Here is a 13,175-nt window from a genome sequence, read left to right on the forward strand (position 1 = left end):
CGTTAGATGCGAGGCTACTACGATTAAGCTCTTTGGAGCGGGCATTACGAACCCCGGCGTGCAACCCGTGGAAAAAAGAAACCCCCGACTTGTGATAGTCGGGGGTTTCTTTTTATTCCACGTACAAAACCAATCCTTTCAGGTAATGGCCCTCGGGATGGAAGAAGTTGACGGGGTGATCGGGTCCCTGCGACAGGTGATGCAGGACGCGTACCTGCCGGCCGGCTTCAATAGCGGCGGCAACGATTGTATTGTAAAACAATTCGCGATCCACTACTTGTGAGCAGGAGAAGGTAAACAGAATACCGCCCGGAGCGAGTCGCTTGAGTCCTTCAATATTCAGTCGTTTATACCCCTGAACGGCTCGGTGACGGGCGTCCATGCTCTTCGCGTACGCGGGTGGATCGAGTACCACCACATCGTATTGCTGATCGTGCGTTTTGAGGTATTTTACCACGTCTTCGGCGTACGAAGCGTGCGTGGCTTCAGGACCAAACGCATTGGCTTCGACGTTCGCTTCCACTAGCTTAATAGCCTTTTCCGACACATCTACCGAATGCACCAGCGAGGCTTCCGCCGACAAGGCATAAATCGAAAAGCCACCCGAGTAGCAGAAGGCATTCAGCACACGTTTGCCTTTTACGTATTTGGTGAGCAACTGACGATTTTCGCGTTGATCCAGGAAAAAGCCTGTCTTCTGTCCGGTTTGCCAGTCAATCAAAAAAGTATGACCATTTTCTAGCACCGGGTGTGGTAACGTGATGGTATCCTTTTGCCAGAGATAGCCGTTTTGTACCGATTGAGCGTAGCGATCCGGTAAGGTTTCGTGACTCTTATCGTAAATACCTTTCAGAGCATCGCCGTATAGTTTTTGCAAAGCCTGGGCAATGGCTTCCCGCTCACGGTGCATGCCCACGCTGTGGGCCTGAAAGACGACTACACCATCGTACCAGTCAAGAATAAGACCAGGAAATCCATCTCCTTCGCCGTGTACTAGTCGGTAGCAAGTCGTGGTCGTAAACTGTAAGGCTTGCCGAACGCGAAAGGCATTTTCTAGTTTTTGTAACCAGAAATCTGCATCGGGTGTTAACGGCTCAAACGAGAATAATTTTACGGTAATTGAACCTTCGTGGTAGTGGCCCGTCGCCAGGTAGTTCTTCTGATGATCGAGTACTTCTACCACTTCGCCATCCTTCGGCTTACCGAGGGTTTTGGCAATAGCTCCCGAAAACACCCAGGGGTGGAAACGACGAACGGGAGCGTCCTTTCCGGGCTTCAATATAATCTGTACCACTGATTCCATTCCACAAAGATAACAGGGGACGGGGCAATCGTTATCAGTAGATTGTTGATAGTTAACGCAGGAAGGCTAAGATTACTAAGTTGGCAATAACCGATGCTGGAGTTGTGTAGGATATAGGTTGCAAAGCAATGGATACAGGTACAGGTTTCAATCCAATACTCCAACCCTGAAGGAATGCAGGGTAACAACCATCAACAACTAACTAAAACCCCCAAACCCTTACTCCTCCGGCCGTACCCGAAACAAATGCTGTAACCACGAACGTTTCTCCACTTGATCCGCCTGTTTATCTTTTTCACTAAGCGTAGGGAGTTGATTCAAATCCGGCTGACCCGCGTCAATCCAGCAGGTATACCAGAAATCGCCGATCATTTTTACGGAAGCCCGCATCTGTCGCTCAACTTGATGATTGAGTAACTGATGATACCGTTCGGAAAAATCACGGGAGTAGGTCTTTTGAATGACGTTACCTCGTTCTTCCAGTAAGTACTTCCGGGATTGACCTAGTTCTTGAGTCACCTGCGTTTCCAGCGAAAACAGCGAATCCAGGCAATGGTGAGCCTGACGTACCGCTTCCCAGGAGCGGCGGGCGGGCGAGCGAACGTACGCGGCTGGACCGACGAAAAAATCGTACTGCTCGGCATAAAGCTCGGGCAGACGACTTTCTCAGAAGGCGTGAATGCCTTCCTGTCCAGTCAGTTGGCCGTTGTAGTTACGCGTGGTATGTAGGGGTACATTCCCATTAGCAATGTAATGGCCTATTTCCGCCGAAAGTTTTAGAATACGAGCGATGTTTCGTTGCTGAAAGGCTTCTGTCAACTGAAACGTCATGCGTTGAATGTGCCAGGGGACGATGCCGTGCGTATTGAGCGTATCCTCGCCCCAATACGCCACGGCATCCTTCCAGTACGGTTTGTTCCAGACACTGTCGCCATAAGCCTCTACGTCGAGGTAATGGCGGGCGGCTTCACCCACGACAGCATAGCGACGCTTATCTGGATTGACGGAATTTTCCATTAGATACATTAGGTTCTTTTTATAGAAGCGACCCATTTCAGGGGGGGAGGGTAAAGATCGCCAGGCGGTTAATTCGCTGGTGAGCGTAAAAGCCCCAGCTAAAAGCCGGATACAGAGGAATTTACAGAAAAATCAGCAAGAAGAACCGTTTCATGGGTTGGAGTAATAGAAAAAGGAGTGAATGGCTATCAATCAAATTATTAGCTATCAGCTAATTTGAAGGGATTCACGTATTTAGTAAAGAATTTTTGAGCGAACGGCTGGTAATCTGAGAAGGAAGTCTTACTTTTGCATTCCTATTCCGAAAATCCATAGATTCTCAGTAATATAAAGACATGGCAAACCACAAATCAGCTCTGAAGCGGATCCGGGCAAACGAGACGAAACGCCTTCGTAACCGTTTCCAGCATAAAACGACTCGTACGTTCATCAAGAAACTGCGTGCTACTACCGATAAAGTAGAAGCTCAGGACCTGTACAAAAAAGTTGCTTCTATGTTGGATAAATTGGCGAAGAAAAACGTCATCCACAAAAACAAAGCGGCTAACAACAAGTCGAAGCTGGCAAGATTTGTCAACAAACTGCAAGCTGCTGCTTAATTGCCGGATAGACCATTGATTGAACGGTAGCCTTCCGTTCAGTTAGAAGCCTTACTTTCGCTAGTAAGGCTTTTTCGCTATTCCCCTATGACTCCTGTTTACCAGCCGCTAAGTACGATCAAGACCTGGGCCGAAGAAGATCGCCCCCGGGAAAAGTTAATGCTGAAAGGTAAAGCCGCGTTGAGTGATGCCGAACTATTGGGCATCCTGATCAATTCGGGTATTCAACAATATACAGCAGTCGATTTAGCCAAGATGATCCTGAGTAGTGTGGGCAATGACCTCAATCAATTGGCCAAACTGAGTATCAAGGAGCTTTCCAAATTTAAAGGCATCGGCGAAGCCCGGGCTATTACGATTGTATCCGCTCTGGAACTGGGTCGCCGCCGGAAAGAATCGGAACCGATCGTACGCTCATCCATCACGAGTTCAGAAACGGCGTATCAGGCGTTACGACCGCATCTGATGGATTTACTGCACGAGGAATTCTGGATTCTGCTACTCAACCGGGCTAATCAGATCATACGACCTATGCAAGTTTCAGCGGGCGGCGTTTCGGGTACGGTAGCCGATCCTAAGCTGATTTTTAAACACGCCATCGAGCATTTAGCCAGTGGTATGATTCTGGCTCACAATCACCCGTCAGGAAACCTGCAACCCAGTCAGGCGGATAGAGACCTAACCCGAAAGTTAAAGGAAGCCGGAAAGCTACTCGACATCCCCATTCTGGATCACCTAATCCTGTCCGATCATAAGTATTTGAGCTTCGCAGATGAAGGTTTACTTTAAAGGTGTCTCTTTCTTCGCTGCCACCAAAGGCCTAAACCAATCAATACCAAACCACCCGCAATGCCCGCCGTAGTAGGAAGGGCTGCATCGTCGTACAAGGGAGTCGTTTCGCCCATCTGGATGAGGCCCGACCAGTAATACGGAAGTTGCTGATCCTGCGTTTGTAACCATTGAAGCTGAGCCTTTTGTAAGGCCAGATCCTGTGGTAAACCCTGGGAAAGAAAGTGGTAAAAATCTTCAATCAAGGTGTACGTAGCCTTGTTTTCGACACTCCACAAGGTCGTAATGGTACTGGGAATACCCAAAGCCGCAAATCCCCTTGACAGACTGAATACACCTTCTCCTTTCTGATCAACCCCCACACCCGTTTTACAGGCTGACAACACGAGTAAGCGCGTACGAAAGGGAGGAGCGTTCTCCAGTTCAGAAAGTTTCAGAGCCGAATCGGCGAAGTACAGGACCGGTTCGTGGGTAGCGGTACTATCGGCGTCCGCATGGGTGAAAAGGTGTAGAATCCGGTAATCGGCAGCCTGCTCCAGAAAGGCCCGTTTAGTAGCCGCCTGGTGTACCAGCGTTTTCGGGAAAAAAACCTGCTTTTCAATCCTGGTTAAGGTCTGGACCGAACCCGGCAAAGGCTGTTGATGAAGAGCCGGAGCAAAGGCTTCGGGAGCCAGGCCCAGAAAATTTTTACTCCATCCCATCGGCGGACGTTTTCGCAGTAGAAAGCCCGCTGAATACGTGTAACTAAAAGCATGCGTATGGATAAGATAATCGGAAGGACGGTCAGGTGAAAAACGGAAGGCATCGAAAGGTAGAACGACGCCGTCCGAAGAAATGATGAAACGAGCCGAAGTCAGACCTAAGGGAGCCAGTAATCGCTGATATAATTCATAACCCAGCCGATTGAACTGCTGTACTTCCGTGACAGTAAGTTGAGCAGTGGAGCAATATTTGAGGAATTGCTGGGCTATGCCTTGCAGGCCGGTTAGCGGCAGTCGTTTGCAAACGGTTTTGGTTGGGGTGACACCCAGTGCGTACAGGGCTCGTTCGCCAATAAAGTAACTAACCAGGGCCTGATCTTTGGCCAGCAACGATTTCTGTACGGATTGCAACGAAGGTACCTGATTTTCGTACTTGTACTGATAGTACGTCGGGTGGGTTTTTTCGAGGGAACGGATAAAGGCTTGTTGAGCCTGCGTTATGCTATCCAGGCGGGTACGGGTGGCCCGTTGTTCCGCCAGTGAGCCGAGCGGGGAAAGTTCCTGCAACTGCTCGATCGTCTGGCGATAGGTTCGTTCCTGCTCGGCCAGATGAGCGGGTAATTGCCGACTGGCATTCCATTCGTTGAGACGGTCGGCCAGCAGTACGGCCCGGCTTTTTTCGAAAAAGTAAAAGGCTCGACTGCTGTTTTTCTGCCAATAACACACCTGAATGGCATCTTCGTAAAAAGACCGGGTTGTATTTCGCCAGTATAGCTTGGATTTCATTCCCTGATGACTCCACCGCATCCGGTCAATCATCTGATCGGTAACCGTGATGGTTTGCTGAGCGAGGGTGAGGTACTGCGGATCGTGCGTTTGCTGGTATCGCATTCGTAAGGCCTGCACTTTTTGCTTGAGTAACAGCAGCAGATATTCCTTCCGGGATACACTTTGCAACTGGCTCGTGTGCGGATTGGCACTCAGTCGATGGGGCGTACAGGAACGCACCAACTGATGAATACCCCGCTGGAAATAAGCCAAAGCTACCGTTGGCCGGTCACTATTGATCTCACCCAGGTTACTGTACACAATTGCTCGTACATCGGGTTCCTGAAAATAAGTTAAAGCTCGCAGATAGGCTTTCTGAGCCTGTACAGGTTGTCCCAGGTGTTTGAAAAGTATCCCTTGTTCGTTGTATAGTTTTCCCTGGGAAACGCTGTCAGTAAACGTGTGTAATGCCTGCTTAAGTAATTCCTGAGCCCGGGGCAACTGATGTAGTTGCAAATAAATGTCAATGGCCAGTAACGAATGATCTGGATTGAGGGGGCCTTGTTTAGAATCGATGACTGATTCCATCAACTGGGCCGCCTCGGGCAACTGATTCAAGCCGATGAGGCCTTCTACTTTCTGATTCAGATTATACAATTCGCGGGAAGAACTATGGGCCAGACGGGCGTAGTCAATACCCTTGTCGGCGTATTCAACGGCCTGATGAAAATCACCTTTGGCGTTGGCCAGATACGCGTACTGGGCACAGGCTGCGGCCACCCGTTCGTGAAACTGGTAACGTTCGCTGTGCGTAATAACTTGCAGGAGGGTACTCTCGGCTTCTTCCCAACGGTTGTTTCCGATGAGATAAGCCCCGTAGCGATACATACTCTGCGTATACAAGTCGGGGGGAAGAGCAGGCAGACGAACGGCTTCCTGTAACTGTTCCAGGGCTTTTTTCTTATTACCCGCCAGCCAGTACAGATTGCCCAGAGTGTTTAGCAACCGACCGTAGGAAGAATCCCTGGCTATTCCACAATGCTTCCAGTCGCGTTTCAGGTTCTCCCAGTCAGCGATGGATTCCGACGGAAGTAGGCGACTGACTTGAAAGGCAAATGTAGCGGAGGGTCGGCATTGGGCATAAGCCGACCCTCCACTCAGGAACAGAATACCCGCGAGTAGTTTAAGGACGATATGGGATATACTGGCCGTCAACGACGTAGGCTTTCAACGACTCATTGACTTGTAGGGGCAGGTGTTTCAGATACGCGGCTTTCAGCGAAAGGTTGCCCGACTCGTAATCAGCCCGGATAGCGGCGTAATGGCGGGCGGCCAATCCCAACGCATACGGTGTGGCAAAAGACGAACCTTCAATGGCACCAGACTCCTGTTTGCAGGAACGATACGGGTTGCGAAAACTACCCTCTTCCGTTAGCACGCCAAGCGTAACGTATCGGTTCGAGTAGTTTTCGTAAGGTACCAGTTGCTTTTTAGTAATCACGAAAGGCCTGGGCAAAATCTCAAGGGGTCTCCGGGATGGACCCGGCTTCACAGTTGTAACGGTAATGATGTTATCGAGCCCCAAACAGGCCGGATAAAAGGAAGTACTGGAAATATCTTTCGGCGTGCCGTCTATATCGCCGTGATTACCCGCAGCACAGAATACCATCACCCCAGCTTTATTCAGGGTTTCGAAGAACCGCTCCAGCAACGGAATTTTCGCTCCGTAATACCCAAAACTGGCGTTGACGATATTCGCTTTGTTTCGAACTACGTAAGCCAGGGCACAGAGCAGATCGGAAAGGGAGCCAATGCCCTCCTGATCGAAAACCTTCAGGATCATCAGTCGCGTGCGGGGCGAAAGCTGATGAATGATGTGAGCCACTTTAGTACCGTGTCGGTACAGGTTGTTATCAATCGGCAGGTGTTCGGAAGAAGGCGGAGCGAGGTCGGGGTACGCAAAATTCCAGCCAATTTGTTCCACCGCTACGGTACCTTTCGAGCAAGGATCAATCGCTTGCTGGTACCAGCACGGAATCTGATAGTCCCGGTCTTCCAGACCCGTATCGATGATGGCTACGGTAGTCTCGTCGGACGATCGATTATATTTTCCCAGGTAATACTGATTCGGATCGACCCGCGTAGATTCAATGACCTCGCAAGCGGAAGGATCCCAGGCGACGGCGGAGGTGCAATAGTCCAGTTCTGTTTCCATCCGTCCCACCGGCGGTTGCGTCGAAGCGTGTTTGGGAGGAACGCCTTCTACCTGACTAATGCCCCGAAGCTCGTGTAGGTTTTCACCTTCCAGTAAAAAAGTGAGCGGTCCCAGACAATCACATTCAACCGTCCGCTGAATCTGATACCGTTTATGATTTAAATCGTAGAGATACGCCGAGCAACTAGCCCGTTCGACTTCCGTCAGCGTTCGGTTGAACAAAATCTCGTAATTCCTGCCGTTGAAGAAGTCGAGTAATTGCTGGCGAGTCGTCAGTTCGAATCTATTTCCTTTTTCATCGAATAATTCCAGGGATTCAATCTGTACAATCTGACGGTTCCGATAGGCGAAACCCGTTCCCGATTCTACTTCTACAATATCCCGGTACTTGGCATTCCCCCGAAACAAACGAAGGAAATCATCTTTGGTACGAAAAGAACTGACCATGGGTTTGCCTCGGCGAAGGGGCTCTTCCCGATTGGGGTCGGGCTCTTGATTTTGCATAGAAGATAGGAGTTAAGGTTAAACGAATAAAAGGGGGTTATTTCATCCATTCGACAGCCTCGGCCTTACCCGGTAAGCCTTCCTGCACCACACGCTTCAGTAAAGACTCCACGGCTTCTGCATCCTCGGGACGGTTGCGTTGAATACGGGCCAGTGCTTCATAAAAAGGACCCGGATTCGCGTACAGATCGGTTCGCCGACTCAGGTGCTGAAAGTGTTCAATGGCCTGATCATATTGTTTCAGCCGCAGAGCCGTAAGGCCCGCCAGCCGCTGAGCGTCGCTATCGGTAGCGTGTTGTACCAGCCAGGCGTCAAAGAGCTGAGCGGCCTGGGGTAATTTACTCTGATTGTACAGGCCAATCCCCTGCTGAAGGGTATCGCTGCGACCACTCATCGCCGTACCCAGGGTTTGTAATTCCTGGCTTACGTACGCATCGGCCAGCTCTCGCCGCGAGGGTTCCTGCATTCGCCAGAACCACAGGCCCAGTACCACCAGCAATACGGCCGCCAGCCCTGCTGCGTATCCGATCCAGGAACGTTGTACGACGGGTCGCGGGGGTTGCCCTTCCCATTGTTTCCGTTTTTCAGCCAATACTTCCAGTCGAGCAGCCTGACGGGCCTGTAAATAAAAAGCTGCCGCCGAAGCAAGTTCGGGGTCGGTTTTCAGGGCTTCTGCAAATTGTTTTCGCTCGGTCTCGGGCATTTCACCCTGGAAAAACCGATCCACTTGTTCTAATTCATTCATCACCTACGATCTTCTGCTTTTGGATTCCGCATATAAGGCCCTCAATCGCTCCAGACAACGTAAGCGGCTGGTTTTGGCTACGGCTGCCGTCTGGTATTGTAAATGCTGGGCGATCTCTTCGTCGGAATACCCTTCTCCCCAGGCTAGCACCATCTGTCGGCACTTATCGCCTAAACTGGCCAATCGCTCCCGAAGTAGTGTCAGGTCACTTTCCGTCATCAGATGCTGTAGTACCGTTCGGGTTTCGTCGGGCAATACCAAATCCTCCAGCGATACGCCCTGATGGACACTTTCCCGATTAGTCGAATTTTTTCGAACCAGGTCAACACATTTGTTATAAAAAATTTGATAGAGGTAGGTTTTCAGGCCCGAGCGGCCTTCAAAACGATTGGAGGTAAGGTGTTCGATGACGGTGAGTACAGCGTCGGAGTAAGCACTGGCACATTCATCGGGACTCAGCTTGTGCTTAAACGTCGCTTCCCGAATCAGGTATTGATACTGCTCGTAGAGGCGATTTTCACAGTTACGACGCAAATTCCCGCCGGCTTTGATTCCCGCGATAAGATCCGAATCCGAAAGAGCTCGTTTTAATAAAATCATGGAGGAACAGGCAAGGAAAGCGGCTGTAAATTAAACAGTTAGTAGTAAAATAATCGAACGATGTATTTTTTTTATCGAAAGATGTTTCCGCTCTACAGGCGAAGTGCGACCAAACCATCAGAACGCACTAACAGCTACCATCATGTCTAGCTTACCTCAATCTCGCCGCTTTTATCTGTCGCCCCGCGAACTCCAGTTACCCGATACGGCCTTAACCCTCCGCGAACGTGAAGTGCTGGGGCTACTGGCTCAGGGAATGAGTTACAAAATGATCGCTTACGAGTGTGGAATCACCTTTAATACGGTTCAAACGCACATCAAACGCGTGTACATGAAATTAGGAGTCAATTCAGCTACCGAAGCCATTTTACTGGGCTTCCGAAAGGGTATCATTTCTTTATAAATCGACCCGTTCAACCTTCAACTTGCTTTATATCGGGGCTGGCTTTTTTGAAAGTCAGCCTTATTTTTTACAAATACCGAATTCCTTTCTGAACCGCAGCCAGGCGGTCTTTTCGAATGAAAATGCGTACACCCTCCACGCGACTCAGAAACTGGTAATGTCGCTGGATGTACCGTCGAATGGCAGGAATGCTTTCGTGAATAGCGGAGGTATGCACAAACGGGAAGTTGTGTGTAGAGCCTACGGCATCTACGAACACGGCGGGGGTATTGGTTTTCAAATTATGTAAATACCGCTGCTGATAATCCACCATGAGTGGACTTTCGGTGGTGCAACGGACGGAATGATTTTCGGCGACAGCCTGCGGCATCTGAGCCATGACGTATCCCTCGGTCCACCAGCCCCAGATGGCTAAACTTTCGCCCGGTCCAGCGTACTGATGAATTGTAGTAATGACCCGGTTGGAAGCCAGGTCTTTGCTTTCTTCCGCATTGGTATAAGAAGTGTTCCGAATCAGGGAAGTCCACCAAACGGAAGATCCCACGACAATTAAAGCGACGGTATAATTGAACTGAACCGTGCGGTAGGAAAAATGCCGGGTAATCGAACGGAGCGAAAATGTGTTGACAAACGTAAGGAAGGGAATGAAATACAATAAATAATGGTGGAAGAACATACCCGGTTTCACAATGGTATAAGCCGTAATCAGAAACCAGCTAGCCAGAAAAACAAGCAGGGATTTTTCGAGTTTCCAGAACCAGCGAAACGCGAACAAAAAGAGCAGAATACTGATGAGCAGGAAATCACGGAACGGGAATACTTTCACCAGCATGGCTACCAGATGATGGAACCGTCGGTACAGACTAACTTCCTGTCCATACACTAGGTTACCTTCAATGTAATACAGATAAAAATCGCCGAGAACTTGATAATAGAGCAGGAAGCCAAAAAACAGCACCGTAACGGAAATCGCTCCCAGCACCAGGCTGATGATGCCTTGGTACGCTCGTATCTGGAAACATAAGTACAGACCATAACCGCTGAAAACCAGGGCTATGGGTAAGCTTTGGATCTTTGCCCAGGGCACTAAGGCCAATACAAAACCCAGTATAAATCCGGAAGACTGAGGAGTTTTCTGAATCGAAGCCAGCGTGTACAGACTGATACTGAAAAGAAAAATAGACAGGATTTCGCTTGAGTAATGAATGAAATCGTGGGTCTGATTATAAGCGTAAAATAGTAGGGTCAGCGTAAGCGATAAACGAGCCGATTGGGTATCGAAAAAAGACTGAAGAGCCTTATACAAAGCTATGAGCGTACCGATGATCAGAAGCAGACAAACCATGCGACAAGACGTATAGTCAAAAGTACCCGTGAGGAGTTTGCCCAAAAAAAGTACGTAGCTGTTGAGAGGTCCGGAAGTGGTCCCATCCACCGACTGCCAGAAAATTGGCCGATCCCACAGCGTCATCGCTTGAGTGATGACCGAACTTTCATCAATGTTGATCTGCTGGTTGTAAAGAATAAAGGGTAATCGTAAGACGGTGAGAATCAAAATCAACGTACTTAGAAACACCGTATCCGACTGGTGTTTCTGCCAGTTCAACTGGATGAGAATGAACAGGAATCCCAGCGATAGGATAAAAAAGTAAATAGGATTGCTGTCAAACAAAACGAGTTCCTTCATCATTCGTAGTTAAGAATGACACTGATGACTGAGGGGATGTGCAATGAATAGCGGAATGCGGGTGTTGAAGCCTAGGAATAGGCGGTTTCCTTAGAAACAGCTGCAACGAAATACTACCTGGCGGAGTAGGGTAAGAATGCGTACTGTAAAGTACGCGGAACAGTCAGCAAGATCAGCGATACATGCTGAAATTACAAATAAATAGCGGAAAGTTTGGGTACAAAAAAGGCTGGCCCTATTCAGACCAGCCTTTGGCTTATCTTCTTCTCTTTTTCTTTACCGGAGCCTTACGTTTGACCGGGGCTTTGGCTTTCGCACCCCGCTTGACAACGGCATGATGGCGTCCTTTGCGATGCACTACCTTATGTTTGACCACCGGAGCGACGGGTAACATTTTGTAGAGATCTGACAGGGAAAGCTCCGGCGTAACGTCGCCTCCGCCCTGCATCCCTTCGCCCGCCAGCATCTGATCGCCCGTTTCGGGATCCACGTTTTCACCCCGCAGGAAGAACCGGGCTTTATCCGGGTACAAAATGGCTTGTACCATTTTTACCTGCGATAGATAGCTGTTGGCTACGTTGGAAAGCATAATGATACTACTCTGATCGGGGCGGTTTCGCATGAAATAATTCTTGAAACCATGCCACCAGCCGGTATGGAAGGTCAGCCACTGATCATTGGGTATTTTCTGTAAACGCCAGCCGAAGCCGTAGTTCCGCGTAACGAGTCGGGAGTCATCGTTGGCTGGTCGAAAAGCTTCTTCCAGCGTTTTCTGGCTAATGAGTTGTTCGGTATACAAGCCCCGATCCCACTTAAACATATCTTCAGCCGTGGAATACAAACTCTTATCACCCGTTACGCTGTCGAGATAATCAATGGCCAGCGATCGTCGGCCTCCCGTATAGCCCGTTGCGGCGGCCATGAGCAGGTTCGTATTGGTGCCGTCGTACACGAAGGTGTTGTTCATACCCAGGGGTTTGAACAAATTTTGCTCGGCGTATTTGCTAAAAGGTTTTCCGCTGAGTTTTTCAACGATATAGGAAAGCAGGACGTAATTCGTGTTGTTGTAGTGAAACCGCACATTCGGACGACCATAGGGAACGGGCTTATACAAACAAAGCTTATCGACTACTTCCTGATTACTGAGTGGTTGAGTTTTGTCACAGTACTTTTCCAATCCGTACTGATAGCTGGGCAGGCCCGAGCGGTGCGTTAGGAGCAGTCGAATGGTGATGGACGAATCGTAAGGAAAATTAGGAATGAATTTATAAACCGGATCGTCGTAGTTAAGAAGTCCTTTTTCTTTCAATTGCATGACTGCTACGGCCGTGAACTGCTTGGAGACCGACGCGAGCTGAAAAGGCGTCGTGGTCGTAAGCGTATCCCGTAGGGTCAGATTCTTGTACCCGAATGCACCTTTGTAAATTACTTTACCGTACTGAGCGACTAATACGGTCCCGTTGAAGCCGTATCGGTTGTGCAGGTTATGAAAGAACGTGTCGAGCTGACCAGCTTTCCGACTGGCTTCAGCCGGATTAAAGCGTTTGGCGATACTATCATTAAGAATCGCTACGGCTGGATTGCTGACGGCGACGCTAGTAGCCGCTTCTTTGGGGCTTTGTGAGCAACCGAGTAATGAAAATAAACCCCAAATAATAGCAACGGAACAAAAACGAGCAACGGACACGGTAATTGGGAGTTTAGTGACAGTACAAAACAAAATTAGTCCTTAATCCTGGCTAAGGAACAAGAAAGTAACGAAAAATGTCGAAGGGAATTTACAAATGTAACGATACAAACCAGCGATACTATATACGAAAAAGCAAAGATTAAGGCCTGCCTTA

General features: G+C 49.2%; 13 protein-coding genes. 4 read left to right on the forward strand and 9 right to left on the reverse strand.

Annotated features, from left to right (window positions below; genetic code table 11):
• Positions 1-112 precede the first annotated feature (112 nt).
• Together C5O19_RS01590 and C5O19_RS26195 are read right to left on the reverse strand one after the other, a co-directional pair.
• Positions 113-1,303 (reverse strand): class I SAM-dependent rRNA methyltransferase, encoded by a 1,191-nt coding sequence (locus tag C5O19_RS01590; protein WP_104709613.1) that lies wholly within the window; start codon positions 1,301-1,303, stop codon positions 113-115.
• Positions 1,304-1,522: 219 nt separating this feature from the next.
• Positions 1,523-1,822, reverse strand: a complete 300-nt coding sequence (locus C5O19_RS26195) for a hypothetical protein (RefSeq protein ID WP_243406300.1) — start codon at positions 1,820-1,822, stop codon at positions 1,523-1,525.
• On the opposite strand from C5O19_RS26195, the gene C5O19_RS26200 reads away from it, so the two are divergent.
• Positions 1,814-2,032, forward strand: coding sequence for a hypothetical protein (locus tag C5O19_RS26200; RefSeq protein ID WP_243406301.1), 219 nt, complete (start codon positions 1,814-1,816; stop codon positions 2,030-2,032). The two genes, C5O19_RS26195 and C5O19_RS26200, sit on opposite strands and share 9 nt — an antisense overlap.
• On the opposite strand, the gene C5O19_RS26205 is transcribed toward C5O19_RS26200, so the two are convergent.
• Complete coding sequence (locus tag C5O19_RS26205) at positions 1,970-2,320, reverse strand: phospholipase C/P1 nuclease family protein (RefSeq protein ID WP_243406302.1); 351 nt, start codon at positions 2,318-2,320, stop codon at positions 1,970-1,972. The two genes, C5O19_RS26200 and C5O19_RS26205, sit on opposite strands and share 63 nt — an antisense overlap.
• 335 nt (positions 2,321-2,655) lie before the next feature.
• On the opposite strand from C5O19_RS26205, the gene rpsT reads away from it, so the two are divergent.
• Both rpsT and radC read left to right on the forward strand, forming a co-directional pair.
• A complete protein-coding gene (gene rpsT, locus C5O19_RS01600) occupies positions 2,656-2,919 on the forward strand; it encodes a 30S ribosomal protein S20 (RefSeq protein WP_094812331.1) in 264 nt (87 codons plus the stop codon).
• 87 nt (positions 2,920-3,006) lie between these two features.
• Positions 3,007-3,708 carry a RadC family protein gene (gene radC, locus C5O19_RS01605; RefSeq protein WP_104709614.1) on the forward strand — a complete coding sequence of 234 codons (702 nt, stop codon included), beginning with the start codon at positions 3,007-3,009 and terminating at the stop codon, positions 3,706-3,708.
• Here radC and C5O19_RS01610 read toward each other — a convergent pair.
• The 4 genes from C5O19_RS01610 to C5O19_RS01625 are packed head-to-tail and all read right to left on the reverse strand — an operon-like array spanning position 3,705 to position 9,241.
• Entirely contained in the window at positions 3,705-6,392 is a 2,688-nt protein-coding gene (locus tag C5O19_RS01610) for a CHAT domain-containing protein (RefSeq protein WP_104709615.1), read from the reverse strand. The genes radC and C5O19_RS01610 overlap by 4 nt on opposite strands.
• Positions 6,361-7,896 (reverse strand): S8 family serine peptidase, encoded by a 1,536-nt coding sequence (locus C5O19_RS01615; RefSeq protein WP_104709616.1) that lies wholly within the window; start codon positions 7,894-7,896, stop codon positions 6,361-6,363. The genes C5O19_RS01610 and C5O19_RS01615 overlap by 32 nt, the downstream gene beginning before the upstream one ends.
• 37 nt (positions 7,897-7,933) lie before the next feature.
• Positions 7,934-8,641, reverse strand: a complete 708-nt coding sequence (locus tag C5O19_RS01620; RefSeq protein WP_104709617.1) for a tetratricopeptide repeat protein — start codon at positions 8,639-8,641, stop codon at positions 7,934-7,936.
• A 3-nt stretch (positions 8,642-8,644) separates the two neighbouring features.
• Positions 8,645-9,241, reverse strand: a complete 597-nt coding sequence (locus C5O19_RS01625; RefSeq protein WP_104709618.1) for an RNA polymerase sigma factor — start codon at positions 9,239-9,241, stop codon at positions 8,645-8,647.
• Positions 9,242-9,383: 142 nt separating this feature from the next.
• On the opposite strand from C5O19_RS01625, the gene C5O19_RS01630 reads away from it, so the two are divergent.
• Entirely contained in the window at positions 9,384-9,644 is a 261-nt protein-coding gene (locus tag C5O19_RS01630; protein WP_104709619.1) for a response regulator transcription factor, read from the forward strand.
• 67 nt (positions 9,645-9,711) lie between these two features.
• On the opposite strand, the gene C5O19_RS01635 is transcribed toward C5O19_RS01630, so the two are convergent.
• Both C5O19_RS01635 and C5O19_RS01640 read right to left on the reverse strand, forming a co-directional pair.
• On the reverse strand, positions 9,712-11,334 hold the full coding sequence (locus C5O19_RS01635) for a hypothetical protein (RefSeq protein ID WP_104709620.1): 1,623 nt from the start codon (positions 11,332-11,334) through the stop codon (positions 9,712-9,714).
• A 253-nt stretch (positions 11,335-11,587) separates the two neighbouring features.
• Complete coding sequence (locus C5O19_RS01640) at positions 11,588-13,018, reverse strand: serine hydrolase domain-containing protein (protein WP_165795912.1); 1,431 nt, start codon at positions 13,016-13,018, stop codon at positions 11,588-11,590.
• Positions 13,019-13,175 lie beyond the last annotated feature (157 nt).

Source organism: Siphonobacter curvatus (assembly GCF_002943425.1).
Lineage (GTDB): Bacteria > Bacteroidota > Bacteroidia > Cytophagales > Spirosomataceae > Siphonobacter > Siphonobacter curvatus.

Bases quoted from the DNA above. Each gene is read 5' to 3' on its own strand.
- C5O19_RS01615 (WP_104709616.1), bottom strand. From the start codon at position 7,896: ATGCAAAATCAAGAGCCCGACCCCAATCGGGAAGAGCCCCTTCGCCGA.
- C5O19_RS01630 (WP_104709619.1), top strand. From the start codon at position 9,384: ATGTCTAGCTTACCTCAATCTCGCCGCTTTTATCTGTCGCCCCGCGAA.
- C5O19_RS26205 (WP_243406302.1), bottom strand. From the start codon at position 2,320: ATGGAAAATTCCGTCAATCCAGATAAGCGTCGCTATGCTGTCGTGGGT.
- radC (WP_104709614.1), top strand. From the start codon at position 3,007: ATGACTCCTGTTTACCAGCCGCTAAGTACGATCAAGACCTGGGCCGAA.
- C5O19_RS01620 (WP_104709617.1), bottom strand. From the start codon at position 8,641: ATGAATGAATTAGAACAAGTGGATCGGTTTTTCCAGGGTGAAATGCCC.
- C5O19_RS01635 (WP_104709620.1), bottom strand. From the start codon at position 11,334: ATGATGAAGGAACTCGTTTTGTTTGACAGCAATCCTATTTACTTTTTT.
- C5O19_RS01625 (WP_104709618.1), bottom strand. From the start codon at position 9,241: ATGATTTTATTAAAACGAGCTCTTTCGGATTCGGATCTTATCGCGGGA.
- C5O19_RS01590 (WP_104709613.1), bottom strand. From the start codon at position 1,303: ATGGAATCAGTGGTACAGATTATATTGAAGCCCGGAAAGGACGCTCCC.
- rpsT (WP_094812331.1), top strand. From the start codon at position 2,656: ATGGCAAACCACAAATCAGCTCTGAAGCGGATCCGGGCAAACGAGACG.